Below are 15,828 nucleotides of genomic sequence, written 5' to 3'. Positions count from 1 at the left end.
CGACGCTCTACGCTCGAGGAATGACCGACGCACACCGCACACCCACTCCGATCGACACGATCGCGGACCGCTGGGTGGACACGCTGGCAGAACTCTCCCCGAGTCTCGCGACCTACATCGGGCGCACCGAGCACAACGGCCGTCTCGACGACTTCTCACCGGCCGGGCACGACCGTCTCGCCGACGCGGCCTCGCACACGCTGCGCGCGCTCCAGGCCGCGGACACCGTCGACGCGGTCGACGAGGTCACGAAGATGGACCTGTCCGCCGAGCTCGGGCTCCACCTCGACCTGCACGCGGCGAAGTCGCACCTCCGTGACATCAATGTGATCGCGTCGCCGTCGCAGGACATCCGAGCGGCCTTCGACCTCATGCCGACGGACACCGTCGAGGACTGGTCCGTCGTTGCTACCCGCCTCGCCGCGATCCCTGGCGCCCTCGCCGGCTACGTCGAGTCACTGCGGCAGGGCGTGTCGGAAGGCGTCGTCCCCGCGCGTCGCCAGGTGCGGGAGGTCGTCACCCAGATCGCTCGCTACACGAGCGACACCGGCTTCTTCGCGACGTTCGTGGGCGATGCGGCCCCGGCTGAGGGACACCTCCCCGCGTCGCTGGCTCGCGATCTCGCCGACAACGCCGGCGCCGCGCGTGTCGCGTACGACCAGCTCGCAGCGTTCCTCCGCGACGAACTCGCACCCACGGCATCCGATGTGGATGCCGTGGGCCGGGAGCTCTACGCCCTGCACTCGCGGCGTTTCCTCGGCGCGACGATCGATCTCGACGAGACGTACGAGTGGGGCGTCGAGGAACTCGCGCGGATGGTCGCGGAGCAGGAGTCGATCGCCGATGAGATCAAGGCCGGCGCGACCGTCGAAGAGGCCGTCGCCTTCCTCGAGGAGGACGAAGCGCGCAAGCTCCGCGGCACCGAAGCGCTGCAGAAGTGGATGCAGGAGACGAGCGACCGAGCCGTCGAAGAGCTCGGCCGCACGCACTTCGACATCCCCGACCCGATCCGTCGCCTCGAGTGCATGATCGCGCCGACGAACGAGGGCGGCATCTACTACACGGGGCCGACGGACGACTTCTCACGCCCGGGACGGATGTGGTGGTCGGTCCCCGAGGGCGTCGACACGTTCGACACCTGGCGGGAGCTGACGACCGTTTACCACGAGGGCGTGCCCGGACATCACCTGCAGATCGCGCAGGCGGTCTACAACCGCTCCGAGCTGAACTCCTGGCGTCGGCTGCTTGCCGGGTCGAGCGGGCACGCCGAGGGGTGGGCGCTGTACGCGGAACGCCTCATGGCCGAGCTGGGCTACCTCGACGACCCGGCCGACCGCCTGGGCATGCTCGACGGGCAGCGGATGCGGGCGGCCCGCGTCGTCCTCGACATCGGCGTGCACCTGGGCAAGCCGCGCCTCGACGGCACCGGGATCTGGGATGCCGACTACGCGCTCGAATTCATGCGGCGGAACGTCAACATGTCCGACGAGTTCATCCAGTTCGAGGTGAACCGCTACCTCGGGTGGCCGGGGCAGGCTCCGTCGTACAAGGTCGGCCAGCGGATCTGGGAGCAGATCCGCGATGAGTCCGCCCAGCGTGCCGGCGCGGACTTCGACATCAAGCAGTTCCACATGAGGGCCCTCCGTCTCGGCGGTGTCGGTCTCGACACGCTTCGGGCGGCGCTCCGCGACGGCTGACGCCGGTCCGGTCGACGCCATAGGGGATGCCGGGAATAGTCGGCATCCCCCTACGTTTATGCACGTGAATGAAAGGGGCGGACATGACCGCTGTGGAATTGGGCCTGGACACCTTCGGTGACATCACCGTCGACGACAACGGTGAGCGGGTGTCGGGCGCGCAGGCGATCCGCAACCTCGTGGCGCAGGCCACCCTCGCCGACCAGGTCGGCGTCGACTTCATCGGCGTGGGGGAGCACCACCGCGCCGAGTACTCCGTCTCGAGCCCCGAGATCGTGCTGGCCGCCATCGCCGCGCAGACGGAGCGGATCCGTGTCGGCACCGCGGTGACCGTCCTCTCGAGCGACGACCCCGTCCGCGTGTACGAGCGATTCGCGACCCTCTCGGCGATCTCCAACGGTCGTGCCGAGGTGATCCTCGGACGAGGTTCGTTCATCGAGTCGTTCCCCCTCTTCGGCTTCAACCTGTCGGACTACGAGGCCCTCTTCGAGGAGCGCCTCGAGCTGTTCTCCCTCCTTCGGACGGAGAAGCCGATCACGTGGCAGGGCTCGACGCGCGCCGCGCTCACCGACGCGGACGTCTACCCGAAGACCGAGCACGGCATTCGTGCCTGGGTCGGCGTCGGAGGGTCGCCGGAGTCCGTCGTCCGCACCGCTCGCTACGGCTACGGGCTGATGCTGGCGATCATCGGCGGTCCGGCTGCCCGCTTCCGCCCGTACGTCGACCTCTACCATCGCGCGATCGGTGAGCTCGGCACCGAGGCGCAGCCCATCGGCATCCACTCGCCCGGTCACATCGCCGACACCGACGAGCAGGCGTGGGAAGAGGCGTACCCCGGCTTCGAGGCGCAGAACAACTCGATCGGTCGCGATCGCGGCTGGCCCCCCTACAGCCGGATGCGCTTCCAGCAGGAGGTCGGCCCCGAGGGGTCGATCTACGCGGGTTCGCCGGAGACCGTGGCACGGAAGATCGCAGACACGATCACCACGCTCGGCGCGGGTCGCTTCGACCTGAAGTACGCCAACGGCACCCTGGGCCACGACAAGCTCATGCGCTCGGTCGAGCTCTACGGAACCAAGGTGATCCCGCTCGTCCGCGAGATGCTCGGCGAGTGACCTGGCAGGGTCTGCGTCCTCGTACGATGCAGGGATGACCACGACCACGACCGGCTCCGTCACCGGCCGACTCGATCGCCTGCCGTTCACCCGCACCCACCTGCGGGTACTGACCGGCTCGGGAGCGGGATGGGCGCTCGACGCGATGGACGTCGGGCTCATCTCGTTCGTGATCGCCGCGCTCGTCAGCGAGTGGGACCTCACTCCCTCGTCGACGTCGTGGATCGCCTCGGCGGGGTTCGCGGGCATGGCGATCGGCGCGACGGTCGGCGGGCTGCTCGCCGACCGCATCGGCCGTCGGTCGGTGTTCGCTCTCACCTTGCTCGTCTACGGCGTCGCGACGGGAGCGAGCGCGCTGTCAGGCGGGCTCGTCGCTCTCATCGCGCTGCGCTTCGTGGTCGGTCTCGGTCTGGGAGCGGAGCTCCCCGTCGCCAGCACCTACGTCAGCGAGTTCGCGCCGGCGCGGATGCGGGGACGCATCATCGTCGTGCTCGAAGCTTTCTGGGCGATCGGCTGGACGGCATCGGCCCTCATCGGTTACCTCGTGATCCCGTCGGTCTCGGAGGGGTGGCGCTGGGCGCTGGCGATCGGCGCCATCCCGGCCGTCTACGCCCTCGTGGTCCGGTGGGGGCTGCCGGAATCACCGAGGTGGTTGGCATCGCGTGGACGGACAGTGGAGGCCGACCGCATCGTCACGGATCTCGAATCATCGCGGCCCCTGCTCGGAACCAGCGTCGTGACAGCGGCGCCGGCCCCGGCAGCCACGTCGGCTCCCGCCACCACGATCGGGATGCGGCTGCGCGGGCTGTGGGCTCCGGATATGCGCGTTCGGACCGCCGCGCTCTGGGTCGTCTGGTTCTGCGTCAACTTCGCCTATTACGGCGCCTTCATCTGGATCCCGACTCTTCTCGTGTCGCAGGGATTCGGACTGGTCCGGAGCTTCGAGTTCACCCTTCTCATCACGCTCGCCCAGCTCCCCGGGTACGCCGTGGCAGCGTGGCTGATCGAGAAGTGGGGGAGGCGTCTGACCCTCTCGGTCTTCCTCGTCGGGTCCGCAGTCGCCGCGATCCTCTTCGGGCAGGCGACGACGATTCCCCTGATCCTCGCAACCGGGATGGCGCTGTCCTTCTTCAACCTCGGGGCGTGGGGGGCGTTGTACGCCGTCACCCCCGAGACCTACTCCACGACGCTCCGGGCGACCGGTGCGGGCTGGGCAGCCGGGGTCGGACGCATCGCCTCCATCCTCGCGCCGCCGGCTGTCCCGGCACTTCAGGCCGTCGGCGGCATCCCGCTCGTCTTCATCGTGTTGAGCGTCTTCTTCCTGGTCGCCGCGGCAGCCACCTGGGGCCTCGCCGAATCCCGTGGGCGGAGCCTTGCCGACTGATCGGCTTGGCGGCTCGTAGGCTGGACGAATGCCAGAGGAAGTGCGCTACGTCGCGATCGGGGATTCGTTCACAGAGGGTGTGGGCGACGAACTGCCCGACGGCACCGTCCGTGGCTGGGCTGACCTCGTTGCGCAGGGGTGGGCGGACTCCCGCGGCGATGCGATCTCGTACGCGAACCTCGCGATCCGCGGCAAACTGATCCAGCCGATCGTCGAGGAGCAGCTCGAGCGTGCGCTCGCGCTGCGGCCGACGCACCTCTCCTTCAACGGCGGCGGCAACGACATGCTCCGCCCTCGCACGCCCATCGCGCGGGTGGCGGACGTGTTCTCGCACGTCCTCCGCCGGTGCGACGAGGAGGGCGTCACGATGATCGTGCTGTCCGGCGCGAACCCGTCGGCGCAACTGCCCCTGCCGGGTCTCATCCAGCGACGCGGTGACGAGCTCTCCCGCGAGGTGACCCAACGCATCCGAGGTCGCGATGATCTCGTCGTCGCTCTCAACTGGCCCGACACCGAGCTGTCTCATCCGTCGTTCTGGTCTGAGGACCGGCTGCACATGAATTCCCGTGGTCACCACCGCGTTGCAGCGCGGGTGCTCGAGGCTCTGGGAGAGACTCCGCCCGCCGAATGGTGGCGGCTCGAGGTGCCCGACACCACCGTGGCGCTCGGCCGAGGCCGCTACTTCCGCGAGCACCTCGGCCCCTGGTTGCGGCGACGCCTGACCGGTACGTCATCGGGCGACGGCCGCGAGGCGAAGTACGGCGAATGGTCCGCCGTCGCCCCGCACAACGCCTGACGGGCGACTGTCAAGGGCTTTCAGGTTTCTGCCAGCCTCCGCGATGATCGGAGCACACAGCCAACAGAGGGAGTGTGCGCATGAGCATCGGAACCGGAATCGTGCTGTTCGTCATCGGAGCCATCCTGGCTTTCGCGGTCAACGTCGACGTGGACTACGTCAACCTGGACCTGATCGGCTACATCCTGATGGGTGCCGGCGTCGTCGTCTTCATTCTCGGCCTCGTGCTGATGATGCGTCGGCGCTCCAGCGAGTCAACCGTCCGCACGGTCGACCCTGTCGCGGGGGAGCGGATCACGCGCTCCGAGACGCGTACGTCGGGAGACGGCACCGTCTGACATCGCGGCAGAACGTCGATGGCCCGTCCCTCCGGGGGCGGGCCATCGACGTTCGCGGTCAACGCCGAGGCCGGCGAGGCGGGTCCATGCCGATGTGGATGCGGGTGCGCCGCCGCTCGATGCTGATGAAGACCGCGCCGATGACCCAAAGCGGGATCTGCACCAGGAACGCGACGCGGAATGCTTCGAGCCGGTAGGTGTCGGGAGTCCCCGCACCCTGCAGATCGAGAACCAAGCCGATCGCGAAGATCGCGAGGAGCGCGGCGAGGAAACCTCCTGCGTTGGTGACCCCGGTGGCCGTGCTCAAGCGATGCGACGGATTGTGCGTGCGCGCATGGTCGAACGCGATCATCGAGGCCGGACCTCCCATCGCCAAGGCGATCAGCAGGATCACGAGCAGCCAGATCGGTGCCGGACCGGGCCACAGAATGACGGTCGTCCAGGCGGCGAGCTGGAAGCCCACCGCCGGCAGCACGAGGGCGCGAGAACGCCGATGCGGCGCGCGACGGGAGAGCTCTCCCAGCACCGGGCCGAAGGCCATCCCCGCGAAGACGTAGAGGGACGTGAGCACGCCGGCCTGGCCGATGGTGAGACCCTCACCCGCCGTCAGGTAGGGGAACCCCCACAGCAGGATGAACGCCGTGCCGGCGAAGGGCGTCGTGAAGTGCGACCAGAACGCCAGCCGCGTGCCGGGGTGCGCGAGCGCGGCACGGATACCGACACCGGTGTCGATCGTGGAGGTCACGACCCGGATCGCGCCCGTATCCGTGTCGACGCTGACGTCCTGCGCACGGTCGGGCGGTCGGTTCCGCACGAGCGCGAAGACGAGCACGGCGAAGAGGACGCAGAGTCCTGCGATGCCGCCGAAGGTCACGGTCCAATCGGTCGCATGGAGGATGGCAGCAATCGGGATGACAGCGACCAGCTGTCCGGCCTGGCCGAGGATGCCCGTCAGCTGCACCATGAGCGGTCCGCGCTGCGCGGGGAACCACGTCGCGACGAGACGGAGGACGGCGGGGAAGACGGCGGCATCCCCGGCGCCGAGGAGCATGCGCGCGACGAGCGCGACGCCCACGCTGGGGGATACCGCCATCGTCAGCTGCCCGACGGCCATCAGGATCATCCCGATCGTCATGATCGGGCGCGACCCGTACCGATCGAGGAGCACACCGACCGGGATCTGCATCCCGCCGTAGACCGCGAGCTGGACGACCGCGAACAGGGACAGTGTCGCGGCATCAGCCTGGAACCGGTCCGCCGCGTCGACTCCGACCGCCGCGAGCGACGTCCGGTTGGTGACCGCCAGCATGTAGGCCGCGACGCCGGTGCCCCAGATGATCCAGGCTCGGAATCCGGGCCCGGTCATAGGTGTCGTCCCGTGTCGACGGGGGGATGCCGCTCCGCTCACCCGCCCACGCTACTCTCCGGCGGGCGTACTCTGAGCCCACACCGTTCGGACCATCGGAGGACGACATGAAAGCGACCATCGGCGAAACCGTCATCGCAGAAGCAAGCGACGACGAGATCATCCGGATCGAGGGAAACGCGTACTTCCCGCCGTCGTCCATCAAGTCGGGCGCGCTCGTCGAGAGTCCGACGCCCTACACGTGCCCGTGGAAGGGCGAGTGCCAGTACTTCCACATCGAGGCCGGATCAGAGCGGCTGACGGACGGCGCCTGGTCGTACCCCAACCCCTACCCGTCCGCTTTCGACCGCGTCGGCAAGGACTTCTCGGGCTACGTCGCCTTCTCTCCCGGAGTCACCGTCGGCTCGTAACCCCGGAAGGCCGCCGCGTCACTCGTGCAGCGGCCCGAGCGACGCGGCGGCGGTGAACCGCGCCGTGACGGGTAGGGGCTGCTCCAGTTCGATCACCGTCAGCGCGTTCACGCCGGCGCGCGTGACCGGTGCGGGAACGTACAGCGTCTGCTGGGGGCCGTTCGACCAGTAGCGGCCCAAGAGGAAGTCGCCGACGAAAACGTACCCCTTTCCCCAGCCGGTGGTGTCGAGGAAGAGGTCGGTCGGCGCTTCCAGATCGAACTCGCCCGCAGCCACCAGCAGTTCGGGTGCTGCAGCGGCGTGCTCGAGAAGAACGGGCGTCGTCCGCCATTCCAGATCGTGCCCGTCGACCGTCACCGGGCCGATGAGGCCCTTCTTCTCCCCCAAACGGTCGTCATAGTTCACGCGTCCCTGCTCCTCGACGAGGATCGAGAGTGCTCGCCCGCCGGGTAGGCGGAGCGCGTGCTCGTGCCGCGTGCGCGAGAGTGACCCGACCCGGATGCCATCGACCGACACCCATGCCTGGTCCCGCACCTCGCCGACGGCGAGCACGCCACCCGTGAAACCGTCGGGGAGCATCGCCTCGTAGCGCAGGAGGGTGCCGGTGTGTGCGGCATCCTCGAAGGTCGACAGCGCCGCGATCGACGACTGTTCGGGTCCGCTCGGGGCAGTCGCCGGCGAAAGGGTGGTGGAGAATTCGGGTCGTGGCGCTGACTCCGCCGGTACGTCGGCGGGGACGTCGGCGTACTTGGCGATGACGTCGCGGAAGGCGTGGAACTTCTCCGTAGGGTCGCCGGCCTCATCGAGGGGAGCGTCGTAGTCGTAGGACGTCACGATGGGCAGGTACCGGCCCTTGTCGTTCGCGCCGTTGGTCGCGCCGAAGTTCGTCCCGCCATGGAACATGTAGATGTTCACCGAGGCGCCTGCGGCGAGGAGGCCGTCGAGTTCGGCTGCGGCGGTGGCGGCATGCGTCGTGTGGTGTTGGCCGCCCCACCAGTCGAACCAGCCGTCCCAGAACTCCGAGCACATGAGCGGGCCCGTCGGCTGGTGTGCCCGGAGCACGGCGAGGCGTTCGTCCGCCCGCGATCCGAAGGACCCCGTGAGGTGCACGCCCTCAAGCGAGCCGGCAGCGAGCATGTCCGGCTCGGGCTGATCGACGGTTGTCAGCGGCACCGTGATGTCGGAATCCCGGGTGACCCGGACGAGCTCAGCGAGGTAGTCCTTGTCGGAGCCGTACGCGCCGTACTCGTTCTCGATCTGCACGAGCACGACGTTGCCGCCGCGGTCGATCTGCCGCGGAGCGACGATCCGGTAGACGCGGCGGAGATACGTCTCGAGGGCGGCTTGGTAGGCGGCATCCGTCTGACGCAATCGGATGCCGGGGGTCGCCGTGAGCCACGTCGGAAGTCCGCCGTTGTGCCATTCCGCGCAGATGTACGGGCCGGGCCGGACGATGGCATGCAGGCCCTCTGCGGCGACGAGGTCGAGGAAGTGGCCGAGGTCGAGGCCGTCGGATTCGCTCCACTCGCCGCGCACGGGTTCGTGGGCGTTCCACGCGACGTACGTCTCGATCGTGTTGAGGCCCATGAGGCGGGCCTTGCGAATGCGGTCCGCCCAGTCGCCGGGGTGCACGCGGAAGTAGTGCAGGGCGCCCGAGATGATGCGGTGCGGCCGGCCGTCCAGCAGGAAGTCGCGGTCGCCGATGGCGAAAGTGCTCATGTGATCTCCGCTCGGAGCCCGCTCATCCGGAGGTGCCGGGTGGTGCGAGGAGGGGGTGCCCAGTCGATGCGCGAACTGCTATGTTTACGCAATCATGTCGCCTCAGCGTAGCACGCGACCGGCTCCCGACGAGGGTGTCGATGCCCTCCTCGTCGAGCCTGCCGAGCGCCGTGGCGGAACCTCGCACGGCGTCCCCACGCAGGCCGATGTGGCACGTCTCGCCGGGGTGTCCGCGCAGACCGTGTCGCGGGTCGTGACCGGCACGGCACGCGTCGACGAACTGACGCGAGAACGCGTGCAGGCCAGCATGCGCGAGCTCGGATACCGGCCGAATCGCGCCGCTCGGGCACTGCGCTCAGCCCGGTACCGGAGCATCGGGGTCATCATGAGCGACCTCACCTCCTACGGCAGCGTGCGCACCTGGGAGGCGATCTCCCGCGCGGGGGCCGCCTCGGGGTACGCCGTCGCCCTCGTGCCGACCGCCCGCTTCGATCGGAGCGCTGTCGCCGAGGCGATCGAGCGGGCCCGCGACCAGGCCGTCGACGGACTCGTCATCGCGATCGGCGACCACCTCTCCGCAGGGGAGGACCTCCCGCTTCCCGACGATCTCCCCGCCGTGGTCGTCGACGCCTCCGCACTCGAGGACCGGTCCTTCGTCGACACCGACCAGACGATGGGGGCGGGTCAGGCCGTCGGCCACCTCCTCGCACTCGGCCACCGCACCGTCCACCACGTCGCGGGCCCCGAGAGCTCGTACTCGGCCGTGCGGCGTGAACAGGGCTGGCGGGCTGCTCTCGTCGAGGCCGGCTGCGAAACACCTCCACTCGAACGCGGGGACTGGAGCGCCGAGTCCGGATACGCCGCCGGATGCCGCTTGCGCGACCTCCCCGACATGACCGCCGTGTTCGCCGCGAACGACCAGATGGCTCTCGGGGTGCTTCGCGCCCTCCACGAAGCCGACATCCCCGTCCCCGCCCTTGTCAGCGTCGTCGGCTTCGATGACATGCCCGAGGCCGCCCAGTTCTGGCCACCCTTGACCTCCGTCCACCAGGAGTTCGAGGAAGTCGGCCGCGCCGCGGTCGACGTCCTCCTGGCTCGGATCGACGACGTCGACGCCGTCCACCGTCTGTTGGTCCCCACCCGTCTGGTCGTGCGCGGCAGCACGTCCACCGCTCCCCGAAAGGCGACTTCATGACCTTCCATCCCTCGGACACCGGTGTCCTCTGGCGCGGCGACGGACAGACCGTCTCGATCGAAGCCTGGGGACGCGGGGTTCGCGTGCGCGCTGCGCTCGGGGCGATCGACGAGGCTCCCGGAGCTCTCGTGGATGTGCCCGACACTCGTGCCGACGTGTCCGTCGAGGGAGCCGTCGCGACTGTCGCGGCCGGCGGGGTCCGGGTAGTGGCCGAGGAGTCGGACTACAACGACTGGTCGGTCGGGTTCCACACGACGCGGCTCCGCCTGCAGGTTCAGGATGCCGACGGCCGCCTCCTGTTCGAGGAGATCACCGACGGTGGCGCCCTCAAGCTCAACGCGCGGGAGTTCCGTCCGACGGAGGGTGGCGGTCACCGGTTGCGGCTGAGCCTGGCGACTCCCGCGGGCGAGCACCTCGTGGGCATGGGCCTCTACCAGCAGGATCTCGTCGACCTGAAGGGCACGGTCCTGGAGCTCGCGCACCGGAACTCGCAGACCTCCGTCCCTTTCGTCGTCTCCAGCGCCGGGTACGGATTCCTTTGGAATCTCCCTGCCATCGGACGCGCCGTGTTCGGCGCGAATCGGACCGAATGGGAGGCCGAGAGCGCCACCCAGTTCGACTGGTGGGTCTGCGCTGATCCGCGCCCCGCACAGATCGCGGCCGCCTACGCCGAGGCGACCGGTCACGCGCCGATGATGCCCGAGTACGGTCTCGGCTTCTGGCAGTGCAAGCTCCGGTACTCGACGCAGGAGGAGCTGCTGACCGTTGCGCGCGAGTATCGGCGCCGCGGCATCCCGATCGACGTCATCGTGGCCGACTTCTTCCACTGGCGATGGATGGGGGATTGGCGATTCGAGGCGGAGTTCTGGCCCGACCCTGCGGCGATGACCGCGGAGCTTCGCGAGCTCGGTATCGAGCTCATGGTGTCCGTCTGGCCGCAGGTCGTCCCGGAATCCGACAATTGGGAGGAGCTCCGCGACGGCAACATGCTCGTGCGAACCCGGCGGGGGATCGACGTGCAGTACTACTTCGACGGCCAGTACACCCGCTTTCTCGACGTCACCGAACCGCGCGCACGTCAGTTCCTGTGGCAGAAGCTCGCCGAGAATTATGGTGCGTACGGCATCACGGCATTCTGGCTCGACGAGGCCGAGCCCGAGTACGGCGCGTACCACTTCGAGAACTACCGACTCGCGGCAGGCCCCAGCGCCCAGGTGGCGAACCTCTATCCGCGGGAGTTCACCCGTGCGATCGCGGACGGGCTGCGCGCCGACGGCAACGACCAGCCCGTGTCGCTCGTCCGGGCCGCGTGGGCCGGATCACAGCGCTACGGCGCGCTCGTCTGGTCGGGCGACGTCCACTCCACCTTCGAGGATCTGCGAGCGCAGATCGCCGCAGGGGTGCACATGGGGGCCGCCGGCATCCCGTGGTTCACGACGGACATCGGCGGGTTCACGGGAGGTGACGTCCGGGAGCCCGCCTTCCACGAGCTCTTGGTGCGATGGTTCCAGTTCGGCGCGTTCAGCCCGGTCATGCGCCTCCACGGCGACCGGGTGCCCGGCACGCCGATCGTCGATGCCCACGGCGTCGCACGGGTCGGGACCGGAGCCGACAACGAGGTGTGGAGTTTCGGGGAGGAGTTGGAAGCGCTGCTCGTCGAGTACATCCGGCTCCGCGAGGACCTCCGCGATTACACCCGCGAGGCGATGACCGATGCGCACCGCAACGGCGCACCCGTCATGCGCGGGTTGTTCTTCGAGTTCCCCGAGGACGACCTTGCGTGGACGACCCCCGGCCAGTATCTGTTCGGTCCCGACATCCTCGTCGCCCCGGTCACCGATCCCGGCGCCACCCGATGGGACGTCTACCTGCCTGCGGGAGCGGAGTGGACCGACGCCCGGACCGGCGCGACCCACAGCGGCGGACAGACGGTGACCGTCGATGCGCCGCTGGCCTCCATCCCGGTGTTCCACCGCGGCGAACGGGTCGGCCCTGCACTGGCGCGACTCGCGAACCTGCCCCACGTTTCGCAGCCCTGACCCTCACCCCCACCTCGACGGAGAGCACCGCATGAGCATCATCACAGCGACCAGCCGCGCCCATCGCATCGACCGCCGTATCTACGGACAGTTCGCCGAGCATCTCGGCCGCGGCATCTACGAAGGCCTGTGGGTCGGCGAGCAGAACGAGATCCCCCACAAGAACGGGCTCCGCACCGACGCGATCGCGGCGCTGCGCGAGATCAAGGTGCCGGTGGTGCGCTGGCCGGGCGGCTGCTTCGCCGACGAGTATCACTGGCTCGGCGGCGTCGGCCCTGCCGAGGATCGCCGCGCGATGGTCAACACGCACTGGGGCGGCGTTGTCGACCCCAACACCTTCGGCACGCACGAGTACTTCGAGCTCCTCCACCAGCTCGATGCGGAGGCGTACGTCAACGGCAACGTCGGCAGCGGCTCGGTCGCCGAGATGCAGGACTGGGTCGAGTACATGACCCTCGACAAGCACACTCCCATGGCGGAACTCCGCCGCGCGCACGGCCGTGAGCAGCCGTGGAAGCTGCAGTTCTTCGGTGTCGGCAACGAGAGCTGGGGATGCGGCGGCAACATGCTCCCGCTCCACTACGCCAACCTGTACCGCCAGTACCAGACGTTCGTCCGGGACTACGGCGACAGCCACGTCGCGAAGGTCGCCTGCGGAGCGAACGCCGACGACTACGAGTGGACGGATGTCCTCATGGCGCGCGCTGCCGGCCACATGGACGCGCTCAGCCTGCACTACTACACACTCCCGACGGGGGAGTGGGACGTGAAGGGCGCCGCTCTGTCGTTCGACGATGCCGCCTGGTACGACACGATCCACCGGACTCGGCAGATGGACACGCTGCTCCGCCGGCACGGCGAGATCATGGACCGGCACGACCCCGCCCGCCGGGTGGGACTGTTCGTCGACGAGTGGGGCACCTGGTACGACGTCGAGCAGGGCACGAACCCCGGGTTCCTGTTCCAGCAGAACACGATGCGCGACGCGATCGTCGCCGCCGTGAACTTCCACATCTTCCACCGGCACGCCGCACGCGTGCGGATGACGAACATCGCCCAGATGGTCAACGTGCTGCAGGCGATGCTCCTCACCGACGGGCCGCGGTTGCTCAAGACTCCGACGTTCCACGCCTTCGGCATGTATGTCGACCACCAGGACGCGGACTTCGTCGAGACCGTCGACGACGCCGGTCGGCCCGGTAGTCGCGGCGCAGCGCACCTCGATCACACGATCAGCGTGAAGGACGACGTCTACACGGTGAGCGCGGTCAACTGGGACCTCGAGACCGATGCTGAGCTCGTGCTCCGCCTTCCCGAGCGGGTCGCCGAGGTGGTGAGTGCCCGGATGCTGCATGCCGCGGCATCCGCTCACAACACCTTCGACGAGCCGGATGCCGTGACCCCGGTCGACTTCACCGGCACCGTCGTGGAGGGGTCGGGCCTTCGGCTCGCGCTGCCGCCGCGAAGCATCGTCACCGTGCGCGTGCGAGCGGGCGGGTGACGGAGGTCTCGTCGGCTCGGGGACCCGAGGCGATCGGCCTCGCCGACGTCGCGCTGACCGAGGGGCCGTTCGCCGCAGCCCAGCGGCGCGCCCTGCGGAGTGCACTCGAGCTGGACGCCGATCGACTGCTTGCTCCGTTCCGACGTGAGGCCGGACTCGAGACAGGACCCGGGTACGGCGGGTGGGAGGCGGACGGTCTCGACGGGCACACCCTCGGGCACGTGATGAGCGCACTCTCGGCGCACACTGCGACGGGATCCTCCGACGCGCGCGAGCGTCTGGAATTGCTGCTCGCCGGGCTCCGGGAGTGTCAGCTCGCCCTCGGCACCGGCTACATCGGCGGGGTACCGGAGGGCGTCGCGCTCTGGCGGGAGATCGATGCCGGTCGCATCGAGGCGCAGACGTTCGACCTCAACGGGCGCTGGGTACCGCTCTACAACCTCCACAAGGTCCTCACCGGCGCCATCGACGCGGCGGTCTACGCTGGCTCGCAGACGGGGCATGCGGTAGCGGCGGACTTCGTGGACTGGTGGGTGAGCACCTTTCGTGCAATCTCCGACGACCAGGTCGACCGGGTGCTCCGCACCGAGTCGGGCGGGCTCGCCGCATCCTTCGGCCGGTGGGCGGAGTACGCGGGCGACGACGCTGCCGCATCTCTCGCGTTCCGCCTGACGGCTCGTCAGCTGTGGGAGCCCTTGGCGGCGGGTCGCGACGAGCTCGATGGTCTGCATGCCAACGCGCAGATCCCTCTCGTCGTCGGTTACGCCGTTCTCGCCCGGCTCGGTGGCTCGCCCGAGATGGCTGCTGCCGCGCGGACGTTCTGGAAGAGCGTCACCCGACACCGGACGAGCGCGATCGGCGGCAACAGCGTGCGCGAGCACTTCCCGCCGCGCGACGACTGGTCGAGCATGTTCACCGCCAGGGAGGGTCCCGAGACGTGCAACACCGTCAACATGGTGGAGCTCGCGCGCGAGCTGTACCGCCTCGACGGCGACCTCGACTACCTGTCTTACATCGATCGAGCGATGAGTGCGCACCTCCTGTCTGTGCAGCATCCGGATCACGGGGGGATCGTCTACTTCACGTCGCACCGACCGGGCCACCACCGTGTCTACTCCCGCCGGGAGACGGGCTTCTGGTGCTGCATGGGTACGGGGCTCGAAGCGCCCGCCCGGTTCGGCGCCGCGGCGTTCGCGATGGCCCCGGGTCGCGTCGACGTCAACCTCCTGATCGGGGCGCGGGCCCGATTCGACGATCTGCTCCTCGAGACGGCGACGGAGCGGCCGTTCGCCGACGATGCCGTCGTGCAGGTCACGGTGCCGACGTCGCGGCGTTTCACGCTTCGGGTTCGAGTGCCTGACGGGGTGGTCGCCGATTCCGCCCGCGCTCGGGTCGAGGGCGATCTGTACGAGCCCTCCGCAGATGGGTGGTTCGAGATGGACCGGGAGTGGGTGGATGCGACGACCGTGCACCTCGCTTTGCCGCCCGCCCTTCGCATGGAAGACGCTCCCGACGGATCGGGGTGGGCCTGGATCGTCGACGGTCCACGTGTGCTCGCTGAGCGTCTCGACGGATCACCGGTCGACCCGCTCGCCACAGACGCCCGCATGGGACACATCGCCCGCGGCGACCTGCTCCCGCTCGCGGATGCGCCGGTTCTGACATCCGGCGACCTCGTCGCCGCCGAGCGTCGCGCGGGTCACAGGGTCGTTCTTCCCCGCACGTCGACGAGGCGCGACGTCGTCCTCGAACCGTTCGCGTCGCTGCATGATGACCGCTACATCCTCTCGTTCCCCGTGGTGCACGACGGGGATGTGGCACGTCGCCGCGCGGAGTTGGCCGCGGAGGACGAGCGCGCCGACGTCATCGACGCGCGCACCATCGACCTCCTGACGTTCGGTCAGCAGCAGCCGGAGTCCGACCACGCGCTGACCCTGGAGGATTCCGAGTCCGGCTACGACCTCGTCCACTGGCGCCGATTCCACGCCCCTGCCCGTTTCGTCCTGCAGGACTGGGGCGCGTCGGCATCCGTTCTCCGAGTGCGTTGGCTCGCCGACGCCGAAGCCCGACATCTGACGATCCATGTCGACGGTGCGGCGATCGCAGATCTTGACGTCGAGCCCGGCGACACCGGAGACCGAGCGATCGACATCGACCTGTCCGCGTTCGCCGACGGTCGGTCGGAGTGGATCATCACCGTCAGTGGGGGTCCCGGGAGGACCCCGCGTCTCACCGAGACCCGATTGATGAGTTCGTCCCTCGGCTGAG

12 protein-coding genes are annotated in these 15,828 nt (G+C 69.0%); 10 read left to right on the top strand and 2 right to left on the bottom strand.

The window, feature by feature from the left end; all coding sequences use genetic code 11:
- Positions 1-20: 20 nt before the first annotated feature.
- From MO1_RS03525 to MO1_RS03505, 5 genes are all read left to right on the top strand, one after another.
- The gene (locus MO1_RS03525; protein ID WP_060915228.1) at positions 21-1,697 is read left to right on the top strand and encodes a DUF885 domain-containing protein; all 1,677 of its coding nucleotides are present in this window, start codon (positions 21-23) and stop codon (positions 1,695-1,697) included.
- Between the two features lie 83 nt (positions 1,698-1,780).
- Positions 1,781-2,812 carry an LLM class flavin-dependent oxidoreductase gene (locus MO1_RS03520; protein ID WP_036309019.1) on the top strand — a complete coding sequence of 344 codons (1,032 nt, stop codon included), beginning with the start codon at positions 1,781-1,783 and terminating at the stop codon, positions 2,810-2,812.
- Between the two features lie 34 nt (positions 2,813-2,846).
- Complete coding sequence (locus tag MO1_RS03515; RefSeq protein ID WP_060915227.1) at positions 2,847-4,196, top strand: MFS transporter; 1,350 nt, start codon at positions 2,847-2,849, stop codon at positions 4,194-4,196.
- A 28-nt stretch (positions 4,197-4,224) separates the two neighbouring features.
- Complete coding sequence (locus MO1_RS03510) at positions 4,225-4,992, top strand: SGNH/GDSL hydrolase family protein (protein WP_036309021.1); 768 nt, start codon at positions 4,225-4,227, stop codon at positions 4,990-4,992.
- 80 nt (positions 4,993-5,072) lie between these two features.
- Positions 5,073-5,330 (top strand): DUF6458 family protein, encoded by a 258-nt coding sequence (locus MO1_RS03505; protein WP_036309022.1) that lies wholly within the window; start codon positions 5,073-5,075, stop codon positions 5,328-5,330.
- A gap of 58 nt (positions 5,331-5,388) precedes the next feature.
- On the opposite strand, the gene MO1_RS03500 is transcribed toward MO1_RS03505, so the two are convergent.
- A complete protein-coding gene (locus MO1_RS03500; protein WP_036309026.1) occupies positions 5,389-6,696 on the bottom strand; it encodes an MFS transporter in 1,308 nt (435 codons plus the stop codon).
- A gap of 26 nt (positions 6,697-6,722) precedes the next feature.
- Here MO1_RS03500 and MO1_RS03495 point away from each other — a divergent pair, with 26 nt between their 5' ends.
- Positions 6,723-7,106 (top strand): DUF427 domain-containing protein, encoded by a 384-nt coding sequence (locus tag MO1_RS03495; RefSeq protein WP_489245308.1) that lies wholly within the window; start codon positions 6,723-6,725, stop codon positions 7,104-7,106.
- A gap of 18 nt (positions 7,107-7,124) precedes the next feature.
- Here MO1_RS03495 and MO1_RS03490 read toward each other — a convergent pair whose 3' ends face one another.
- Positions 7,125-8,825: a glycoside hydrolase family 35 protein gene (locus MO1_RS03490; RefSeq protein WP_036309028.1), complete on the bottom strand. Its 1,701-nt coding sequence runs from the start codon at positions 8,823-8,825 to the stop codon at positions 7,125-7,127.
- Positions 8,826-8,919: 94 nt separating this feature from the next.
- On the opposite strand from MO1_RS03490, the gene MO1_RS03485 reads away from it, so the two are divergent.
- From MO1_RS03485 to MO1_RS03470, 4 genes are read left to right on the top strand one after another with little or no spacing between them, the layout of a single operon-like run.
- A complete protein-coding gene (locus MO1_RS03485; RefSeq protein WP_060915225.1) occupies positions 8,920-10,020 on the top strand; it encodes a LacI family DNA-binding transcriptional regulator in 1,101 nt (366 codons plus the stop codon).
- Entirely contained in the window at positions 10,017-12,059 is a 2,043-nt protein-coding gene (locus MO1_RS03480) for a glycoside hydrolase family 31 protein (protein WP_060915224.1), read from the top strand. Before MO1_RS03485 ends, MO1_RS03480 begins: the two co-directional genes overlap by 4 nt.
- 31 nt (positions 12,060-12,090) lie before the next feature.
- Positions 12,091-13,560, top strand: coding sequence for an alpha-N-arabinofuranosidase (locus MO1_RS03475; RefSeq protein ID WP_036309034.1), 1,470 nt, complete (start codon positions 12,091-12,093; stop codon positions 13,558-13,560).
- Positions 13,557-15,827, top strand: a complete 2,271-nt coding sequence (locus tag MO1_RS03470) for a beta-L-arabinofuranosidase domain-containing protein (protein ID WP_036309039.1) — start codon at positions 13,557-13,559, stop codon at positions 15,825-15,827. The genes MO1_RS03475 and MO1_RS03470 overlap by 4 nt, the downstream gene beginning before the upstream one ends.
- Position 15,828: the final 1 nt, after the last annotated feature.

It is taken from the genome of Microbacterium oleivorans NBRC 103075, from assembly GCF_001552475.1.
Classification (GTDB): Bacteria; Actinomycetota; Actinomycetes; order Actinomycetales; family Microbacteriaceae; genus Microbacterium; species Microbacterium oleivorans.
This window is presented reverse-complemented; position numbering and strand designations above follow the sequence as displayed.

Coding starts and splice junctions, on each gene's coding strand:
- MO1_RS03475 (WP_036309034.1), top strand. CDS start 12,091: ATGAGCATCATCACAGCGACCAGCCGCGCCCATCGCATCGACCGCCGT.
- MO1_RS03490 (WP_036309028.1), bottom strand. CDS start 8,825: ATGAGCACTTTCGCCATCGGCGACCGCGACTTCCTGCTGGACGGCCGG.
- MO1_RS03525 (WP_060915228.1), top strand. CDS start 21: ATGACCGACGCACACCGCACACCCACTCCGATCGACACGATCGCGGAC.
- MO1_RS03510 (WP_036309021.1), top strand. CDS start 4,225: ATGCCAGAGGAAGTGCGCTACGTCGCGATCGGGGATTCGTTCACAGAG.
- MO1_RS03500 (WP_036309026.1), bottom strand. CDS start 6,696: ATGACCGGGCCCGGATTCCGAGCCTGGATCATCTGGGGCACCGGCGTC.
- MO1_RS03485 (WP_060915225.1), top strand. CDS start 8,920: ATGTCGCCTCAGCGTAGCACGCGACCGGCTCCCGACGAGGGTGTCGAT.
- MO1_RS03495 (WP_489245308.1), top strand. CDS start 6,723: ATGCCGCTCCGCTCACCCGCCCACGCTACTCTCCGGCGGGCGTACTCT.
- MO1_RS03520 (WP_036309019.1), top strand. CDS start 1,781: ATGACCGCTGTGGAATTGGGCCTGGACACCTTCGGTGACATCACCGTC.
- MO1_RS03480 (WP_060915224.1), top strand. CDS start 10,017: ATGACCTTCCATCCCTCGGACACCGGTGTCCTCTGGCGCGGCGACGGA.
- MO1_RS03515 (WP_060915227.1), top strand. CDS start 2,847: ATGACCACGACCACGACCGGCTCCGTCACCGGCCGACTCGATCGCCTG.
- MO1_RS03505 (WP_036309022.1), top strand. CDS start 5,073: ATGAGCATCGGAACCGGAATCGTGCTGTTCGTCATCGGAGCCATCCTG.